Source organism: Stenotrophomonas sp. 2YAF22, assembly GCF_052114665.1.
Lineage (GTDB): Bacteria > Pseudomonadota > Gammaproteobacteria > Xanthomonadales > Xanthomonadaceae > Stenotrophomonas > Stenotrophomonas indicatrix.
On record NZ_JBFRFE010000934.1, the window covers coordinates 1 to 1,015 of the forward strand.

The window sequence follows — 1,015 nt, forward strand, 5'->3', positions numbered from 1 at the left end:
GGGCAAGGGCGAAAGCGGATTCTGCAGCAGTGATCAGTGCCGGGACCTGTCGAGCGCCCGCGTGGAACGCCATCAGCAGCTGGTAGGGCAACACACGGGCACGACGCACCTGCTGCGGATCACGCAGGCGATCCGCGATCACCTGCACCATCGCCGGATCATTGAACACGCCATTGCGGGCGAACGTGTTGAGGTTCATCCGCATCGACTGCCACGATGCGTTGCGGGCCAGTGCCGACCACTGCGCCGCATCCAGCGGCAGCGTGCTGTAGTACTGGAACGGCAGGTCCGGCGGCAGTCCGCGCGGGTCACGCTTGAACGCCTCGTACGCCTGCACCACTGCCGGCAGCTGCACCTCGTCGTACGGACGACCGATGATCCATGCATACAGCGCCTTGCGCTCGGCGTTGGCCGGCTTCGGGTGCACCATGCGGATCAGGTCGGCCAGCGACGGCTGCTGGCCGATTGCCGCACGCACCAGCGTTTCCGCCGACGCCTGCTGGATCCACTCACGCACCCTGCGCTTGGGCAGCGAGCCCAGCGAACGGCGCCCCACCTGGCCGCTACGCATGATCTGTACGAACGTGCGCAGCTGGCGGCCGTTGTCGATCACCCGCGGGAACACCAGGGCGAACGCCTCCGGATCGCGCAGGCTCAGCACCGCCAGCAGCAGTGCCGGCATGTCCTTCATGTGCGCAACCTGGCGGGCGTACAGCGCGGTGCGGGCGATGAAGCGCGGCTCGACCTGCGCGGTCAGCGCCAGCACCTGCTGCAGCTGCGCCTCGGCGTCGCTGTAGAAAGTGTTGTTCAGGCACCCGGTGGCCGCATACAGCGCCAGCGCTGCACGCGAGTCGCGGCGGTAGGCCAGGCCACCGGCTTCATTGACGGTGTCTGCCTGCGGCGGCTGCGGGGTGCGCATCCAGGAGAAGAGCGAAAGGTTGGCCATGTTGATGTCCTCGGCGGGAACAGCCCGCGTCGTGTCTTGCTGGATATAGAGCAATGGCCGTGCCAACTT

Annotated in this window: 1 pseudogene; it reads right to left on the reverse strand. The window is 67.1% G+C overall.

Annotated features, from left to right (window positions below):
* Window positions 1-946, reverse strand: a pseudogene (locus AB4Y84_RS22370) (RNA-binding protein); the annotation flags it as partial.
* Window positions 947-1,015 lie beyond the last annotated feature (69 nt).